Source organism: Algibacter lectus (assembly GCF_900112395.1).
GTDB lineage: Bacteria > Bacteroidota > Bacteroidia > Flavobacteriales > Flavobacteriaceae > Algibacter > Algibacter lectus.
Window position 1 is genome coordinate 581632 of the sequence record NZ_FOLN01000003.1, and the last position, 17269, is coordinate 598900.

The window sequence follows — 17269 nt, forward strand, 5'->3', positions numbered from 1 at the left end:
TTGCAAAATAAATGAGTCATCTTTAACTAAAGGTGACTTTTTTTATTAATTATATTTCCTTATTTTTAGCTTGGTAAAATTAACAACAACCAAAAATCAACTAACTCTTATGGAATTAATAATCAAATTATTACCGCTCTTCGGGGTAGGTGCATTAGTGTTCGTTTTTATTAAAAGTGCTTGGGTAACTAATCAGGATCAAGGCGATGAAAAAATGATTCGGATAGCCAAAAATATTGCCGATGGCGCCATGTCTTTTTTAAAAGCTGAATACAAAATTTTATCAATTTTTGTGGTAGCCGTGGCTATTTTGTTATACTTCAAAGGTGTATCAGAAGTTGGATCGAGTGGTATTGTAGCTGTTTCGTTTATTATAGGAGCCATATGTTCTGCACTCGCAGGGTTTATAGGAATGAAAGTTGCTACTAAAGCTAATGTTAGAACCACGCAAGCTGCTAGAACATCATTAGGGCGAGCCTTAGAAGTTGCCTTTGCTGGTGGTGCCGTAATGGGACTTGGAGTTGTAGGTTTAGGAATTCTCGGCTTAAGTGGCTTATTTATGATTTATCAAAACCTCTGGCCTGGTGCAGAAAATTTAGCGATGGTATTAAATGTGCTTTCAGGGTTTTCTTTGGGAGCTTCATCTATTGCTTTATTCGCTCGTGTTGGTGGTGGTATTTATACTAAAGCAGCCGATGTTGGTGCCGATCTTGTAGGTAAGGTTGAAGCAGGTATTCCTGAAGATCATCCATTAAACCCAGCAACTATTGCAGATAATGTTGGTGATAATGTTGGTGATGTTGCAGGTATGGGGGCCGATTTATTTGAATCTTATGTAGGATCTATTATCGGAACCATGGTTTTAGGAGCATTTATTTTAACTCCAGATTTTAATGGTTTAGGTGCTGTGTATCTTCCCTTAGTATTAGGTGCTGTTGGTATTGTGATGTCTATTTTAGGAACCTTTTTTGTAAAAGTAAAAGATGGAGGAAATCCACAAACAGCATTAAACATTGGAGAATTTGGTTCTGCGGGTTTAATGGTTATAGCATCTTATTTTATTATAAATGCCTTGTTGCCTGAATCTGTAGAAGGATTGCCATTTGGGGCTATGGGTGTATTTTGGGCAACTATTGCTGGTTTAGTGGCTGGTTTAGCCGTTGGTAAAATAACAGAATATTACACAGCTACAGGTAAAAGACCCGTAATGTCTATAGTAGAACAATCGGAAACGGGAGCTGCAACAAATATTATTGCAGGTTTAGGTGTGGGTATGATGTCTACAGCTATTCCAATTCTTTTAATTGCAGCGGCCATTATTGTGTCACATCATTTTGCTGGATTATATGGTATTGCAATTGCAGCGGTTGGTATGTTAGCAAATACAGGCATCCAGTTAGCGGTAGATGCTTACGGACCAATTTGTGATAATGCCGGTGGAATTGCAGAAATGGCAGAGTTGCCAAGTGAAGTACGTGAACGTACAGATAAACTGGATGCTGTTGGTAATACAACTGCAGCAGTAGGTAAAGGTTTTGCTATTGCTTCTGCAGCCTTAACAGCGTTAGCATTATTTGCGGCTTTCATGAAAACGGCTAATGTAATTGCAATTGATGTCTCTCAGCCAACAATTATGGCAGGGTTATTAGTTGGTGGTATGCTACCTTTTGTATTTTCGGCCTTGTCAATGAATGCGGTTGGTCGTGCTGCAATGGCTATGATTGAAGAGGTGCGTCGTCAGTTTAGAGATATTCCGCAGTTAAAAGCAGCTTTAGCTGTGATGCGTAAATACGATTCGGATATGACGAAGGCTACCAAAGAAGATCGTGCTATTTTTGATGCGGCCGATGGTTATGCCGAATACGATAAATGTGTAGATATTTCTACAAAAGCATCTATAAAAGAAATGGTTTTTCCTGGTTTATTAGCTATTGCAGTGCCTGTTGCTGTAGGTTTTATTGGCGGAGCCGAAATGTTAGGTGGTCTGCTAGCGGGTGTAACCACTTGTGGTGTGCTTATGGCTATTTTTCAATCTAACGCTGGTGGTGCATGGGATAATGCTAAAAAAACTATAGAGGAGCAAGGTAAAAAGGGTACTGATGCGCATAAAGCTGCTGTTGTAGGTGATACCGTTGGAGACCCTTTTAAAGATACCTCCGGACCATCGCTAAATATTCTTTTAAAATTGATGTCGGTTGTAGCTTTAGTTATCGCACCAAGTATTGCATTATCTGCCGATAGTGTTGTGGCTCATGTAAATAATACAGAAGTTATAGAAAAGGTTGAGGTTAAAAAAGAAGTGAATGTCGAGGTTCATAAAAATGATGATGGTACGGTTAAGGCTATAGTAAAAACGGTAACAACAAAAAATGGTGAAGGTTCTACAACTTACGAAAATTTTGAAGGAACCAAAGCTGAGGTGAAGAAAAGTCTTGCTGCTTTAGGTGCAGATGCTAAAGATGTTTTAATTGAATTAGAAAAAGATATAAATAAAGTTGAAGAAGAGGTTTTAAATTAGGTTAGACTTCTTTTTTTAGTAATTTTGAAAAACCACGTGGAAGCGTGGTTTTTTGTATTTTTACAATCTATATGTTTAAAAAAGACCCTGTCCAAATTATAGCATTTCAAACTTACGGTACTTTCAACCGTGTGTATTTGCGTGGGCGAGCTATAGAAGATGAAAGTATTAATTTAGAACAAAAAAGTGTTTTAAAACTGCTGATTAATGCTTGGAAACGTTTTGAAACAGATGAAGTAAAACATGCAGAACTCAGTGTTAGGCTCGGAGATGATCACGTGTTTTATACTAAAACCGACGAGAGAGGTTATTTTTTGCTAGATGAAACTGTTGATGATATTAGTAAATATCAGGATGATGAAGGTTGGGTTGAGTTTGAGTTTTCTTTTAAAAATAAAATTGTTAAACGTTTAATTCAATCGGAGAATAAGTTTTCTGCTCATATGCTTATTCCTTGTAAAAGTGCTGAATTTGGAGTTATTAGCGATATAGATGATACTATTTTACACACCGGTATTGTGTCTATGTTTAAATGGCGTGTGCTTTTTAATACGTTTTTAAAATCCGCAGGAAAGCGATTGCCTTTAGAAGGTGCCGCTGCATTTTATAAGTTATTACATCAAGGTAAAAAGGAACATGAAGCAAATCCTATTTTTTATGTAAGTCATAGCCCTTGGAACTTGTATCGATATTTGGATTACTTTTTAAAGCAAAATAATTTCCCAAACGGACCAATTATCCTTAGAAAGTTTCCGAGTGTTTTTAAACGAAAACCTAAAGACGAGAAGCCCGAGAAGCAAAAAGAGATCATTAATTTACTGGAATCTTACCCAAACTTAAAGTTTATTCTAATTGGTGATTGTGGAGAGCATGATCCTGATATTTATATAGAAATAGCACAGGTATTCCCTAATAGAATTTTAGCTATTTATTTGCGCAGTGTTAAGCACAAAAAGAAAATGCTTCGTGTTTCTGGGTTGTTTAATGATTACAAAACTACACCAGTTTTATTGGTAGAAACAAGCGAAGAAGCTATTGAGCATGCTCGAAAAAGTGGATTTGTATTGTAGTGCAAACAATAAAATCAACAACAGTTTAAAATAAATTCAGGTTTTAAGAAATAGGTTGTTCTAAAACAGCCCATTTATTTCAGCATCAATAGTGTTTATTACAAAACCTAAATCTTCAGGATTATCAACAAAATCTAAGTGGTCTACATCAATTATTAAAAGTTTTCCTTTGTTGTAACCGTGTATCCAAGCTTCGTAACGTTCGTTTAATCGGCTTAAATAATCTATACTTATAGAGTTTTCGTAATCACGACCACGTTTTTGTATTTGGGATACTAAGTTTGGTATGGTACTACGCAGGTAAATTAATATGTCCGGACCTTGCACAAGAGATTCCATTAACTCGAAAAGCGACTTGTAATTTTCAAAATCACGATTCGTCATTAAGCCCATAGCATGTAAGTTAGGAGCAAAAATATGAGCGTCTTCATAAATAGTACGATCTTGTATAATGGCTTTTCCGCTTTCGCGAATTTGTAAAACTTGACGAAAACGACTATTCAAAAAATATACTTGCAGGTTAAAACTCCAGCGTTCCATTTGGTTGTAAAAGTCGTCTAGGTACGGGTTATCTACCACATCTTCCAATTGAGCTTCCCAATTGTAATGTTTTGCTAACAGTTTTGTGAGAGTGGTTTTTCCAGCGCCTATATTTCCGGCAATAGCAATATGCATAGTGTTATTTTATTTTTAATTGAAACTCGTATAAAGTTTTATGGGTGTAAATATACAAGGTTTCATTGATTACAAAAAACTGATTTATTATTATATTAGGAAGAATAATATGTGCAGGTTGTTCATCGTTTTTATTCAGGTAGAGTAAATTGTTATCCTTTTTTAGTACCAAGTTTTCACCGTCTGCCGCAATAGCTGTGTAACCCTTGTTATCTAGTTTTTTTATTAAACTCCCAAAATAATTATAAGTATACAGTTGGTTTTTAGTAAGTAACCAACAATAATTAAAGTTACTTTTTAGGTCTAAAACTTGGCTTTGTACGGGCTGTGTTTGGGCTCTAGAGGTTTTTTGTTTATAATCGAAAAGTTCAAGGTTTTGAATGTCTTGGTTAAAAATCCAAACCGTGTTATCATGTCCGGTAGAAACATGAGAAACATTTTTGTAGTCGTTAATGGCATTAAAATCGGTTTTAAAAATTTCCGATAAGCGGTTGTCTAGAATTATTAAGGTATTGAAGTCTTTATAGAAGATATTAATTTTTAACGGGTTAAAAGTGTTAGCACTTTCAATATTTCCTAATTGTAGGTTGTTGTAATTTAAAGTTTTATTGTTATGGTTTTTGTAGAGTACATTATTGTTTATATAACATGTAGTGCTAAAGTTATTAACCGACACTAAATGTTCTACATCTAGTAAAGTTTTTTTGACTAACGTTGCTTCAATAGGTTCTTGAGAGAAAATTGAAAGGGTAAATAAAAAAAGTAGAAATGTAGCGTGTTTCATTCGATTGGGAAATTACAAAAATTGAATCAATTTTTCAGGCATTAAAAACTGTATTTGTTTTAAGAGTATTTTAACATTTCAAGATTAAACTATTGGGTATCTCTTTAAGTCTAAGCTAAAATTAAAGTTTAATTTTAGTAACAAAACAAAAATATAAGAATAATGAATTTTAAGATTTTAAAACCAGCATTAACCGCATGTTTACTTTTTGTAACGGTATTATCTTTTGCTCAAAAAGACTTTCAAGGTAAAGCATACTACGAGTCTAAAACTACTGTAGATATGAGTAATTTTGGTGGAGGGCAACTAAGTGAAGAGCGTAAAAAAGAAATTGCTGGTCGAATGAAAAGTATGCTAGAGAAAACTTTTATTCTAACTTTTAATCAATCGGAATCTGTATATAAGGAAGAAGAACGATTAGAGGCGCCAAGTACAGGTAGAGGTCCTCGTTTTGGAGCTATGAGTTTTACTGGTGGCGATCAATATAAAAATGTAAGTAATAAAGAGCTATTGCAAGAGCAAGAATTTTTTGGAAAACAGTTTTTAATTAAAGATGAATTACAACAGTTGAAATGGGAGTTAGGCTCGGAAACCAAAACCATTGGACAATATACTTGTTTTAAAGCTACAGCAGTAAAGGAGGTTTCAGGATTTGATTTTAGTAATTTTGGAAGAAGACCATCTGGAGATGACGATAAAAAAGACGAAGAAGAAAAACCTAAAGAAGTTGTTGTTACAGCTTGGTATACACCACAGATTCCTGTAAACCAAGGACCAGATACATATTGGGGGTTGCCTGGTTTAATTTTAGAAGTTAGTGCAGGCAAAACTACAATTTTGTGTTCTAAAATTGTTTTAAATCCTTCGGAAAAAGATGAAATGAAAGTGCCGTCTAAAGGAAAAGAAGTAACGCAAGCAGAATACGACGCCATTGTGAAGAAAAAAATGGAAGAAATGCAAGCTATGCGTGGTGGTAGAGGAGGAAACCGTGGTGGTGGCGGAAGACGCTAATAGCAATCATTTTATTATAAGTAATTAATCGAAAATTTATTCTGTGAAAAATTTAATCGTTTTTGCACTGCTTTTAGCGGTAAGTACAACCTTTGCTCAAGTTAAACTGGAAGGTGTTGTTAGAGATAGTATTGGTGACCCGTTAGAATTAGCAAATGTTATTGCTATAAATCAAGATACGCAAAAGCTAGATGCTTATGGTATTACAAACCCAGATGGTCGTTACAAACTTTCAGTAGAGAAAAATGCCAAGTATAATATTCAAGTGAGTTATATCGGCATGAGAACGGGACAGGCTGAGGTGATTACAAAAGAAAGCGCAATAATTCAAGATTTTGTTTTAGTTGAAGATAATACGCTAGATGCTGTAGAGTTAGTTTACGAAATGCCTGTAACCATTAAAGGTGATACTATTGTTTATAATGCAGATTCTTTTAAATCAGGTACAGAACGAAAACTAGGAGATGTTTTAGATAAACTACCAGGAGTAGAGATTAATGATGATGGTGAAATTGAAGTAGAAGGCGTAAAAGTTGGTAAAGTTATGGTTGAGGGTAAAGAGTTTTTTGATGGAGACTCTAAGTTGGCCACTCAAAACATTCCTGCAAATGCTATTGATAAAGTTGAGGTGCTTAAAAATTATGCCGAAGTTGGCCAATTAGGTGGAGTAACCAATAACCAAGATAACATTGCTATAAATATTAGACTTAAACAAGGTAAAAAGAATTTTTGGTTCGGAAATGTTACTGCCGGTGGTGGTACTTCAGATAATGATTTATTGTATTTATTTCAGCCAAAATTGTTTTACTACAGTCCGGAATACAGTATAAATGTAATTGGAGATTTAAATAATATTGGCGAAATAGCGTTTACACGTCGCGATTATTTCAACTTTACTGGTGGTTTTAGAGCTCCAAGCAGAAGTAGTGGAACAAACATAGATTTAGGCAGTAATAATTTAGGGTTCTTATCACTTCAGAATAATAGAGCCAAAAATATTAACACCAAATTTGGAGCAGCCAATTTTAGTTATTCACCTAAACCAACTTTAGATTTAAGTGGTTTCGCGATTCTGTTAAGTAACCGAACAGATTTAACAGAAATTAGCGATGTGCAATTTTTAGATGATGCTTCTCGTGATGAAAATAAAGAAAGCAATACACGCCAACGTAGCGATATGGCTATGTTGAAGTTTAGTGCCAAGTACAAACCAAACGGAAGTAATCAATTAGATTATGATGTGTTGGCTAGAACATCTAAGGAATCGCAAGATCAGTTTGTATTATCATCTCGAGTTGGAGATGTTAGTGAGCTAGAAAGTTCTTCACCATTTAGTATTAATCAAAACTTGAATTATTATTACACGTTAAACGAGAAGAATATTTTTGCTTTAGAAGTGCAACATTTATGGCAAGATGAAGATCCTTTTTACAATGCTATTCTAGAAAACGACCCGACTAATAACGATAATGATTTAGACGACCCTATTAACCCGAGTGATGCTTATGATGAAACAGCTAGTGATTTAGGTTTCGATAGAGATCAAATTCAATATGATATCAATCAGGATAAGCGCGTAAAATCTAATCAAATGGATGCTAAGGTTGATTATTGGAATATTCTAAATCAAAAAAGTGATGTTAATTTTACTGTGGGAACCATCTATAGTAAACAAGATTTCGATTCTAATATATTTCAAACTTTAGATGATGATACCGATTTTAACTCCACTCCAACCATTAACGATGGTTTAGATACAAATGATATTGCTTACACATTTACCGATGTTTATGCAGGAGCGCATTACCGCTTAAAATCTGGAATTTTTACATTTACGCCTGGTTTTTCTGCACATGCTTATAGTGCGAAAAATGATCAGTTTGATTTAGATTATACCGATAACTTTTTTAGATTACTACCAGATTTTAATATGTTGATTCAGTTAAAAAAGAGTGAGCGTATTATTTTTAATTACGATATGCAAACTAACTTTACCGATGTTAATCAATTAGCTAGAGGTTTAGTTTTAAACGATTATAGTTCTGTTTTTTCTGGAAATCAGGAATTAGAAAGTGCTTTGGCTCATAACTTCAATTTATCTTATTTCAGTTTTAATATGTTTAATTACACCAATGTTTCGGCGCGATTAAATTATAGCAAAACAGTAGATAGAATTAGAACAAATTCCGAATTACCTCTCGGAAGTGTTATTAGAGTTAGTAGTCCTTATAATTCAAATCTAGCCGATGAAAGCGCTAGTGCTAATGCTCGAGTTCAAAAAACAATGGGTAAGTTTAGAGCAACAGCTACGGGTAACTTAAGTTATACCAAATACAACCAGCTTGTAAACGATTTGCCATTTGCTAACGAAACTTATTCGCAAACTTATAGAGGGGAATTAAGAACTAATTTTAAAGAAGCGCCAAATTTTGAATTAGGGTACCGTTACAGTATTCAAGATAATGACCAAGGCACACAAAGAACAAAGTTTTTTACTAAGGCACCATCGGTAGAATTTGATGCTTTAATCTTAAAAAGTTTCACTTTTAAGACCGATTATTCATATAATGACTTTTCAGATGAAGAAAAAACAATAAATTCTTATGAGTTTTGGGATGCGTCTTTAGCTTATAAAAAAGATGAGGACAGCAAATGGGAATACGAAGTTAAAGCAACTAACTTATTAAATACCAGGTCTCAAAACCAGAGTAGTGTGGGCACAATTTCTGTAAGCGCAACCGAATATTATATACAACCACGCTTTTTAACTTTTAGAATTAGATACGAATTGTAAAAAAAACGAAATTTGTTTTGTAGAATTAATAAACAGTAATATATTTGCGGTCAGTTTTGGGGAGATACTCAAGCGGCCAACGAGGGCAGACTGTAAATCTGCTGACTACGTCTTCGCAGGTTCGAATCCTGCTCTCCCCACTTAAAACCGAAAAGCCTGCTATTAGCAGGCTTTTTAATTTTAGATACTTTCTAGATTAAATTAGTTATCATTTCTTAAGTGTTGTGTAAGTATCGGCCTAATGTTTTTTGTTAAATAGAGCTTAAAGCTATTTTGTAGCTATTATAATTTTGTTACATTTGACTGCAAATTAATTTAACACAAAAAAATGAAAACAATTAAAGTTTTAAGCCTAGTTGCTCTTACAGCATTAATGGCATCTTGTAATAACACAGGAGTTACAAAAAAGCCTGTAAAAACAGAATTAGATTCAGTAAGTTATGCTATCGGTATGGATGTTGCTAGAAATGTAAAAACTAGTTTCTCTGAATTTGATAACGAGTTGTTTATTCAAGGGTTTATGAACGCTATTGATTCTACTGATATTTTAATAGATCAAGCAGAAGCTCAAAAAGTAGTACAAGCTTATTTCCAAAAGAAACAACAAGCTGATATCGCTAAACAAAAAGAAGAAGCTGCTAAAAAAGCAGAAGCTGAGTTTGGTGAAGTTAAATTAGCTGGTGAGAAATTTTTAGAAGAAAACAAATCTAAAGATGGTGTTCAGGTAACAGAAAGTGGTTTACAATATATTGTTGAGAAAGAAGGAACAGGTGAAAAACCAACAACAGCTTCTCAAGTAAAAGTACATTACCATGGTACCTTAACCGATGGAACTATTTTTGATAGTTCTGTAGATCGTGGAACTCCAGCTACTTTTGGTGTAACACAAGTTATTCCAGGGTGGACAGAAGGTTTACAGTTAATGTCTGTAGGTTCTAAATATAAATTCTTTGTACCGCAAGAATTAGGTTACGGAGCAACTCCAAGAGGTGGAAAAATTAAGCCTTTCGATGTTTTAGTATTCGATGTTGAATTGTTAGAAATCATTAAGTAATTTAAAACATTATTCTTTCAATTGTAATGTTGAGGTTTTCAACTTGTAATTAGAATGAAATGTTTAAATATATAAAAAAGACTGCCTGAAAATGGCAGTCTTTTTTGTTTTAGTAAATTCAAAAAAATAAAGGTTGTAACTTTGCAACTTAATAAATTGAAGACTATGAACCATAAAGCAGGTTTTGTAAATATTATTGGTAATCCAAACGTTGGAAAATCAACACTAATGAATGCCTTTATAGGTGAAAAATTATCTATCATCACTTCTAAGGCACAAACTACACGCCATAGAATTTTAGGTATTGTAAATGGAGACGATTTTCAGGTTGTATTAAGTGATACTCCTGGTATTATTAAGCCAGCTTACGAGTTGCAAGAATCTATGATGGGGTTTGTAAAATCGGCCTTTGAAGATGCGGATATATTAATTTATATGGTAGAAATTGGAGAACAAGCTTTAAAAGATGAAGCATTCTTTAATAAAATTAAAGCGTCTAAAATCCCTGTTTTATTACTTTTGAATAAAATTGATATATCAGATCAGGAACAATTAGAGACTCAAGTGCAACTTTGGGCAGAGAAAGTGCCAAATGCAGAAATTATTCCTATTTCGGCTTTACAAGGTTTTCAAGTGAAAGAAGTATTTCATAGAATTATCGAGTTATTGCCAGAATCTCCAGCCTTTTATCCAAAAGATCAATTAACGGATAAACCAGAGCGTTTCTTTATAAATGAAACTATTCGCGAAAAAATCCTTCTTCATTACAAAAAAGAAATTCCTTATGCTGTAGAAATAGAAACAGAGGAGTTTTTCGAGGAAGAAAAAATTATTAGAATGCGATCTGTAATTATGGTAGAGCGCGAAACTCAAAAAGGTATCATAATTGGCCATAAAGGCACAGCTTTAAAACGCGTAGGTGTAGAAGCTAGAAAAGATTTAGAAAAGTTTTTCGGTAAACAAATTCACTTAGAACTGTATGTAAAAGTGAATAAAAACTGGAGAAGTAACCAAAAGCAGTTAAGACGTTTTGGATATAACCAGTAAAAAAAACTAACGTTATCTTTTTAATTAGGTAACCTTTAGTTAAAACTTGAGTCGCATCTTTGTACCATTCAAAAAATTGGTATTTTGAAAAGTTTGAGTTAGTTTAGTTTAAAAGCTTTGGTTGGTAGCAATTAGAGCTTTTTTTATGCCTTACAAATACTATTCATAAAATTGTATAAGGCATTCATTTCTTTTTGGTTAGAAAATTTACTCACTCTACCAGCAAAGTATAATGCAAACCAAATTCCTGTTAAAACAACCAACCCTATTATTTGCGTTTGGTAAGAGGCTTTTAAAGCCCAATTGCTATAAGCCCAAATGCTAAACACAATAAAAAGCATAGCAACGGCAAAATGAAAAAACATAAACATAGTCCAAACGGTTGGACTTGGCCCAAACAAACCACGTAATAAACAGTTGTTTTCATCGACTTCATTAATCTCTAAATGTAGTTGCGGTGACCAAAAATGTTGTTTTTCTTTAGGAAGTTTGATAAATACATGATCGTCAACTGTAGATACAATAAAATCAGACTGTAGGGTCCTGCTGTCTTCAAAGTCCTTTAAAACCGAGGTATTTGTTCTTGGTAGTTGCATTTTAAACCGAGGTCTAAGTACAATTTCGTTTAGTGGTGTATTCATAATTAATTCATTAGGAAAGTAAAATACTCTTTTCTATCGAACTAAACACTATATTTGCAGCCGCTTACAGGATATGTAATGCATAAAAACAAAACTTATGAGTAATATAGTAGCAATAGTAGGAAGACCAAATGTTGGCAAATCAACTTTTTTCAATCGTTTAATACAACGCCGTGAGGCTATTGTAGATGCCGTTAGTGGTGTTACAAGAGATCGCCATTACGGTAAAAGTGACTGGAACGGTAAAGAATTTTCGTTAATTGATACCGGCGGATACGTTTTAGGTAGTGATGATGTTTTTGAAGCAGAAATTGATAAACAAGTTGAATTAGCAATAGATGAAGCCGATGCCATTATTTTTATGGTAGATGTTGAAACTGGTGTTACTGGAATGGATGAGGATGTTGCAGAGTTGTTACGTAAAGTAAATAAACCTGTTTTTCTTGTTGTAAATAAAGTTGATAACGGTAAACGTGCTGCAGATGCTGTAGAGTTTTATTCTTTAGGTTTAGGTGAATATTTTACCATTGCAAGTATAAATGGTAGTGGAACCGGAGAGTTATTAGATGCTTTAGTTGAAGCTTTACCTGAAAAGGAAGAAGTAGAAGAGGAAGTATTACCTCGTTTTGCGGTAGTTGGCCGTCCTAATGCAGGAAAATCATCATTCATAAATGCTTTAATAGGAGAAGATAGATATATTGTTACAGATGTTGCAGGAACAACTCGTGATTCTATTGATACAAAATATAATCGTTTTGGATTTGAATTTAATTTAGTAGATACTGCTGGGATTAGAAGAAAATCTAAAGTGAAAGAAGATTTAGAGTTTTATTCTGTAATGCGATCTGTTCGTGCTATTGAACATGCCGATGTCTGTTTATTAGTTTTAGATGCCACTCGTGGTTTCGATGGTCAGGTTCAAAATATTTTTTGGCTAGCCCAAAGAAACAGAAAAGGTATTGTTATTCTTGTAAATAAGTGGGATTTAGTAGAGAAAGACCACAAATCAATGAAAGAGTACGAGCGCGTTATTAAACAACAAATGGAGCCGTTTACAGATGTGCCTGTTGTTTTTATTTCTGTATTAACAAAGCAACGTATTTTTAAAGCTATTGAAACGGCTGTTGAGGTTTACCATAACAGATCTAAAAAAATAAAAACAAGTAAGCTTAACGAGGTGTTTTTACCACTTATTGAAAACTATCCACCACCAGCATACAAAGCAAAATACGTTAAAATTAAATACATTATGCAGTTGCCAACACCGCAGCCGCAGTTTGCATTTTTCTGTAACTTGCCGCAATATGTAAAAGAACCTTATAAACGTTTTTTAGAAAATAAACTTCGTGAAAAGTTTGATTTTAAAGGCGTTCCAATTAGTGTTTACATGCGTAAAAAGTAAATCAAAAAACTGATAATTTTATAGCGTTGTTTTTAGATTAAGTTATGTATTTTTATATACTAATAACTTAATCTAAAACAATGATAAATCACCTTACAAAGCACCACGCTATATGCTTGGTTCTAGTTAATGTTGTCTTATTTTCTTGTACGTCTAAAACCAAAGAAAAAATAGATGAAATCCAGAATCCTTTAGTTCAAAAAAGTATATTACAATATCAGGCTCCTCAATTTGATTTAATTAAAGATGAAGATTTTGTGCCTGCTTTTAAAGAAGGTCTAAAAATACACGATTCTGAAATTGATGCGATAACCAACAATACAGAAGCTCCAACATTCGAAAATACCGTATTGGCACTCGAATTAAGTGGAGAGGTGTTGGATAGAGCAACAAATGTATTTTACAATCTTACAGGCTCTAGTACCAACCCTACATTACAAGCCATAGAGAAGGAGTATGCACCTATATTTTCTTCGCATTCCGATAATATTTATCTTAATTCTAAAATTTATAATCGTATAAAAGCATTAGATCTTTCAACCTTAAAGGGAGAAGATTTAAAGTTAGTCGATTACTATTTAAAGCGTTTTGAAATGGCAGGCGCCAGTTTATCTAGTGAAGACAAGGAGAAGATGATGGAAATTAATAAAAAACTTTCCGTTTTAAAAACCGAGTTTAATAGTAGGTTGTTAAAAGCGCGTAAAGAAGCGGCTTTGGTTGTTGATACTGTTGAAGAATTAGATGGCTTAAGTTCTGATGATATTGAAAGAGCAAAGCTAAAAGCTGAAGAAGCTGGACTTGAAGGGAAATATGTTCTTGGATTGTCTAATACTACTCAGCAACCTTTGTTAGCGGTGCTAAAAAATAGAGAAACCCGTAGAAAGTTATTTGAGGCTTCATTTACAAGAGCTGAAAAGAATAACGCTGCAGATACTAGGCAAGTTGTAGAAGAGATAGCGCTTTTACGTATGCAAAAAGCCCAATTAATGGGAAAGAAAAATTACGCAGAATGGAAACTTCAAAACCAAATGGCTAAAACTCCAGATCGTGCTTTAAATCTGTTATCAGAATTAGGCAAAGCATCCGTGGCTCAAGCAAAAAAAGAAGCTGCCAATATACAAAGTATTATAGATGCTCAAAATGGTGGTTTTAAATTAGAACCATGGGATTGGAGTTTTTATGCAGAACAAGTTAAAAAAGCTAAGTACGATTTAGATCAAAAAGAACTTGAACCTTATTTCGAATTAAATTCGGTTTTAGAGAATGGTGTGTTTTATGCTGCGGAACGTATGTATGGTATTACGTTTAAAAAACGTACAGATTTACCGGTTTACAATCCAGATGTTATTACTTATGAAGTTTTTGATAAAGATGGGTCTAGCTTAGCATTGTACTACTTAGATTTTTACACACGCGACACTAAAAAAGGCGGTGCTTGGATGAATAGTTTTGTTAATCAGTCTCATTATTTAAAGCAAAAACCAGTAATTGTTAATGTATTTAATTACATAAAACCTACTGAAGGTAACCCCAGTTTAATAAGTTTCGATAATGTAACCACTATGTTTCATGAGTTTGGCCATACATTACATGGTTTATTTGCTAACCAACAATATGTGTCTTTATCTGGTACAAGCGTACCTAGAGATTATGTTGAATTTCCTTCTCAAATAAATGAGCACGCGGCTTTAGAGCCAGATGTTTTAAAAAACTACGCAATACATTACGAAACTAAAGAAACCATTCCTCAGGCTTTAATTGATAAGTTAATGAAGGCTGAAATGTTTAATAAAGGTTATGATGTAACAGAATTATTAGCAGCATCTGTTATTGATATGATGTGGCATACTGTAGAAAACGAAGCAGATTTTAAACCTGTTTTAGAATTTGAAAAAGAAGCTTTAGCTAAAAATGGATTACTAGTAAGTGAAGTGCCTTCTAGATACCATACACCTTACTTTGCACATGTTTGGGGTAGTGGTTATTCTGCAGGATATTATGCTTACACGTGGAGTAAAACATTGGATTATAATACTTACGATTGGATTAAAGCAAACGGTGGTATGAATCGTGAAAACGGAGAACGTTTTAGAAAACATATATTATCTGTTGGTAATAGTGTTGACTTAAATAAAGCCTTTACCGATTTTGTTGGACATGATATGGAAGTGGATGCTTACATTAATAATGTAGGCTTCTAAAATAAGTAGATTAATTTTTTTTAATAAATATAGAAAAGGAGGGCGTTAATAAATGCCTTCCTTTTTTTTATGGTATAAATTTACCAGCCACCAGAAGCACCGCCTCCACCAAAGCCTCCGCCACCGAAGCCTCCGCCAAAACCACCTCCGCTAGAGCTTCCGCCTCCAAAGCCACCACCAAAACCTCCAGAAGAGCCTCTTCGGTAGTTGCCACGGCCCATATTACTCAAAATAATAGCTTCGAGTATATCGGATCCTGCAGATCTATTTCCTCTGTTATTTCCACCGCCACCGCGATTGTTTTTGGAAATAGAGATAAGTATAACGATAAAAATAAATACCAATAGCATAATAAAACCAACAGGAATACCTTCTTGATTAGAAGCTTGTCTTGTTCCTTTGTATTCACCTGTTAGTACTTCAAAAATAGCATCGGCACCTTTGTTTAATCCACCGTAATAATCATTCTGTTTAAAATATGGAATAATATCAAGGTTAATAATTCTGTTAGACATCGCATCGGTTAGTAAATGCTCTACGCCGTAACCCGTGTTAATGGCAATACGTCTATCATCACGAGCTAATAGAATAAGCACGCCGTTATCTTCTTTCGCTTGTCCAATTCCCCAGGCTTGTCCCCATTTAGCGCCTAAATAGTTAATGTTTTCACCTTCGGTGGAAGCAATAATAGCTACTACTATTTGGGTTGAAGTCGTGTCGGAATATTTTATAAGTTTTTGCTCTAAGTTGCTTTTTTGTGATGCACTTAAAAGATTGTAGTAGTCGTAAACACTCGTTTGAAAATCCGGTGTTTTAGGAATTTCATATTGTGCAAAAGAAAAGTTAGTGCATAAAAGTGTAGTGAGTAAAACAACGAAAAAAAGATTTTTCATTTTAAACTGCGACCGAATACTAGATGCTGAGTGCTGCATGTTTTTCACTATCCTTTTGAGATTTCGTTAGATAATTCGTCGATATCATCATGTTTCCAAGGGAAAAAAGATTCTAACTGTTCGCCGGCTTTTTGAATACCTTCAATAATACCTTGCTTAAAATTACCAGATTTAAAGTGCGATTGCATCACATCTTTTGTGCTGTCCCAAAAGTTTTTTGGAACAACTTTGTTTATACCTTCATCACCATAAATTACAAACGTTTTATCATCTATGGCGACGTAAATAAGTACACCGTTTTGCAATTTTGTGTTGTCCATTTTTAAATAATGAAACACTTCTAAAGCTCGATGTGCAGCATCGCCATTAGAAGTGTTTTCAATATGAACTCTTATTTCTCCAGATGTATTTAATTCGGCTAAACGAATAGCTTCAACAATGTCTTGTTCTTCTTCGCTTGTTAAAAATGCTTCAACTTTATTAGACATGCTCGTTTTGTTTACTTTGGTGAAATATTAAATATAATAGATGCGTTTATTAGAATTCAAAGTCTACGTCTGGCGCTTTTTCACTTCCAGCTTCAGCTTTGAAATAATTTAATGGTTCAAAATTGAATAAACCTGCTAATATGGAATTAGGAAACGTTTTAATATGCATATTGTATGGCTCTACGGTTTCGTTAAAGCGATCTCTAGCAACGTTAATTCTGTTTTCTGTACCTTCTAATTGACTTTGTAATTCTAAAAAGTTTTGATTTGCTTTTAAATCAGGATAGCGCTCTACAGTTACTAATAAACTTTTTAAAGCTCCAGATAAGCCGCCTTGTGCTTGGTTGAATTTTGCTAATTGTTCCGGTGTAATATTTGTTGGGTCTATAGTAATAGAAGTTGCTTTAGCTCGTGCTTCTATAACGGCTTGTAATGTCCCTTTTTCAAAATCGGCTGCACCTTGTACTGTTTTTACTAAGTTGCCAATTAAATCGTTTCTACGTTGGTAGCTACTTTCTACATTTGCCCAAGTTTTAGTTGCTGTTTCTTTTAAAGTTACAGCGGTATTGTTAAATCCTTTACCCCAAGAGTATGCGCCAATGGCAAGAATTGCAATTATAATTAATGGTAAAAATTTTTTCATGATAAAATAATTTGAATGTTGATTTTAGTTCTCAATATGTTAGACCCA

General features: G+C 33.9%; 14 protein-coding genes and 1 tRNA gene. 9 read left to right on the forward strand and 6 right to left on the reverse strand.

Annotation, left to right across the window (positions count from 1 at the left end):
* The first annotated feature begins 109 nt into the window (after positions 1-109).
* Both BM246_RS08285 and BM246_RS08290 read left to right on the forward strand, forming a co-directional pair.
* The gene (locus BM246_RS08285) at positions 110-2518 is read left to right on the forward strand and encodes a sodium-translocating pyrophosphatase (protein ID WP_074937192.1); all 2409 of its coding nucleotides are present in this window, start codon (positions 110-112) and stop codon (positions 2516-2518) included.
* Between the two features lie 71 nt (positions 2519-2589).
* Positions 2590-3588 (forward strand): App1 family protein, encoded by a 999-nt coding sequence (locus tag BM246_RS08290; RefSeq protein WP_074937067.1) that lies wholly within the window; start codon positions 2590-2592, stop codon positions 3586-3588.
* A gap of 60 nt (positions 3589-3648) precedes the next feature.
* Here BM246_RS08290 and BM246_RS08295 read toward each other — a convergent pair whose 3' ends face one another.
* Positions 3649-4263, reverse strand: coding sequence for a deoxynucleoside kinase (locus tag BM246_RS08295; protein ID WP_042496710.1), 615 nt, complete (start codon positions 4261-4263; stop codon positions 3649-3651).
* A gap of 4 nt (positions 4264-4267) precedes the next feature.
* On the reverse strand, positions 4268-5047 hold the full coding sequence (locus BM246_RS08300; RefSeq protein WP_074937069.1) for a hypothetical protein: 780 nt from the start codon (positions 5045-5047) through the stop codon (positions 4268-4270).
* Between the two features lie 162 nt (positions 5048-5209).
* Between BM246_RS08300 and BM246_RS08305 the strand changes: the two genes are divergently transcribed.
* From BM246_RS08305 to era, 5 genes are all read left to right on the forward strand, one after another.
* Positions 5210-6058 (forward strand): GLPGLI family protein, encoded by an 849-nt coding sequence (locus BM246_RS08305; RefSeq protein ID WP_074937072.1) that lies wholly within the window; start codon positions 5210-5212, stop codon positions 6056-6058.
* A gap of 43 nt (positions 6059-6101) precedes the next feature.
* The gene (locus tag BM246_RS08310) at positions 6102-8852 is read left to right on the forward strand and encodes a TonB-dependent receptor (RefSeq protein WP_074937074.1); all 2751 of its coding nucleotides are present in this window, start codon (positions 6102-6104) and stop codon (positions 8850-8852) included.
* A 58-nt stretch (positions 8853-8910) separates the two neighbouring features.
* Positions 8911-8992, forward strand: a tRNA-Tyr gene (locus tag BM246_RS08315).
* 188 nt (positions 8993-9180) lie between these two features.
* Positions 9181-9906, forward strand: a complete 726-nt coding sequence (locus tag BM246_RS08320) for a BamJ family beta-barrel-assembly machinery protein (protein WP_074937076.1) — start codon at positions 9181-9183, stop codon at positions 9904-9906.
* A 165-nt stretch (positions 9907-10071) separates the two neighbouring features.
* Entirely contained in the window at positions 10072-10953 is an 882-nt protein-coding gene (era, locus tag BM246_RS08325; protein ID WP_042502661.1) for a GTPase Era, read from the forward strand.
* 143 nt (positions 10954-11096) lie between these two features.
* On the opposite strand, the gene BM246_RS08330 is transcribed toward era, so the two are convergent.
* Positions 11097-11594 (reverse strand): GTP-binding protein, encoded by a 498-nt coding sequence (locus tag BM246_RS08330; RefSeq protein ID WP_074937078.1) that lies wholly within the window; start codon positions 11592-11594, stop codon positions 11097-11099.
* Positions 11595-11691: 97 nt separating this feature from the next.
* Between BM246_RS08330 and der the strand changes: the two genes are divergently transcribed.
* Together der and BM246_RS08340 are read left to right on the forward strand one after the other, a co-directional pair.
* Positions 11692-12996, forward strand: a complete 1305-nt coding sequence (gene der / locus BM246_RS08335) for a ribosome biogenesis GTPase Der (protein WP_074937080.1) — start codon at positions 11692-11694, stop codon at positions 12994-12996.
* Between the two features lie 80 nt (positions 12997-13076).
* Positions 13077-15197, forward strand: a complete 2121-nt coding sequence (locus BM246_RS08340; protein WP_074937082.1) for a M3 family metallopeptidase — start codon at positions 13077-13079, stop codon at positions 15195-15197.
* Positions 15198-15277: 80 nt separating this feature from the next.
* Here the strand turns inward: BM246_RS08340 and BM246_RS08345 are convergent, their stop codons facing one another.
* From BM246_RS08345 to BM246_RS08355, 3 genes are read right to left on the reverse strand one after another with little or no spacing between them, the layout of a single operon-like run.
* Positions 15278-16090: a TPM domain-containing protein gene (locus BM246_RS08345; RefSeq protein ID WP_074937084.1), complete on the reverse strand. Its 813-nt coding sequence runs from the start codon at positions 16088-16090 to the stop codon at positions 15278-15280.
* A 47-nt stretch (positions 16091-16137) separates the two neighbouring features.
* A complete protein-coding gene (locus tag BM246_RS08350; RefSeq protein WP_042496726.1) occupies positions 16138-16578 on the reverse strand; it encodes a TPM domain-containing protein in 441 nt (146 codons plus the stop codon).
* 49 nt (positions 16579-16627) lie between these two features.
* Complete coding sequence (locus BM246_RS08355; protein WP_042502666.1) at positions 16628-17221, reverse strand: LemA family protein; 594 nt, start codon at positions 17219-17221, stop codon at positions 16628-16630.
* Positions 17222-17269: the final 48 nt, after the last annotated feature.